Raw genomic sequence first — 1,475 nt, 5'->3', positions numbered from 1 at the left:
CTAATAATCAGCTTACTGAACTTTTAGATGTAATTATGAAATATTTGGAAGTTGAAGATATTGAGGATTTAGACATTGAAAAAGTCTTCTCTATTTTAAGTGAAATAGAAGGTTTAAAAAATAGCTTAATAGGGTATTATTTATCAAGCAAACCTCATGGAGGGGATATTATACATTCCAATTTTATATCTTCAGCTACTAATGCTATTAACTCTTTTGCTTCTGTTGGAGAAAGATTGTTTATAGAACTAAAAGAATTTATCTTGGATAAGTTAAGTAGTTTTTCCCATGAAAAGGCTTTTGATTTGTATTATTCTCTATTTAATGGCTATGATTTTAATTCAAATCCTTTGATTTTGTTTACCACTAACTATGATTTAATTTTGGAAGAAGCTTTTTCTCCTAAATCTTCTGATATTCATCAAAAATGGATAGAAAGAGGTGTTAAAGACATTTATCTTGGATTTAAACTAAAATCTATTTTGCCTGTGTTTGAGTTTGAAATAGATAGAATTTACCAACCTAATACTGTATCTATATTAAAGCTTCATGGTTCTATTAACTGGAGACCTCACGAGGATTTAATAATACTTGGAGATAAAAATCCTCCTAACGACCCTGATGTTCCGTTTTTAATCTATCCGGGATACAAAGGGGTAGCAGATGAGGAACCTTACTTTAGCTTACATTTTGCATTACTTGATGTTTTACCAAAGGTCAAAAATTTAGTTGCTATAGGTTTTGCATTTAGAGATAGCTATATTAATACTATTATTCGTCATGCGTTAAGTATGAATAAGGACTTAAGATTGCATGCTATTGTTCCTTATTTCCCTTCTGATTCATACTTTCCTTCATTGCAAGAAGCTTTTGGAGAAAGAGTTGTTCATCACCGTTTGAAGGTTGTTCTTGAAGATGACAAGGCTTTTCTGAAAAATGATGAGGAAATTGTTGAAAATCTTTTTGATTTAATAGAATCATAACTTCTTCTTTTTTTAATAGCCATCTTAAAATTTTAAGCAGGATTTTTAAAAAGAAACTTTTCTTAAATACAAATAGCATTCCGCTTATATTAACTGTGTCAAAGTTTTTCTTATTTAAGTAAAGCTTTAAAAGGTTTAAAGGTTCGTGCTTCATTATAGACCTCAATGCCTATCCTGAACACCTTTTGTTTTTTCAAAGGTTCTTAGCCCTGCCATTCCAAGCATTGCTAATATAATCTGAATTAATATCCCCCAGTCTATTTGTGGAAGCTCAAAGTTTAAATTGAATACTTTAAAAAATGAATGTAAAAATGGAGCAAGTATAAATTGATATGCAAGTGCAAAGCCTCCTATCCAGCCAATAAATGGTCTCCATCCGGCTATGAATAAATTTCCTGATTTTGCCTCTGCTATGTTTGTTTCGTGTATCTTTTCTAAAATCCCCGCTTCTATTTCTTCTTCTTTTATTTTAACTGCTCCTTTTTAGCTGAA

The 1,475-nt window shown here is 30.6% G+C and carries 1 protein-coding gene; it reads left to right on the top strand.

Annotated elements, in window-relative coordinates; genetic code table 11:
- The coding region (locus tag HG1285_RS01770) for an SIR2 family protein (protein ID WP_008289308.1) at window positions 1-983 on the top strand (983 nt) is incomplete at its 5' end.
- Between the last annotated feature and the right edge of the window lie 492 nt (window positions 984-1,475).

It is taken from the genome of Hydrogenivirga sp. 128-5-R1-1 (genome assembly GCF_000171895.1).
The sequence above is the reverse complement of the archived record's forward strand: the minus strand, read 5'-3'. Positions and strand labels throughout refer to the sequence as shown.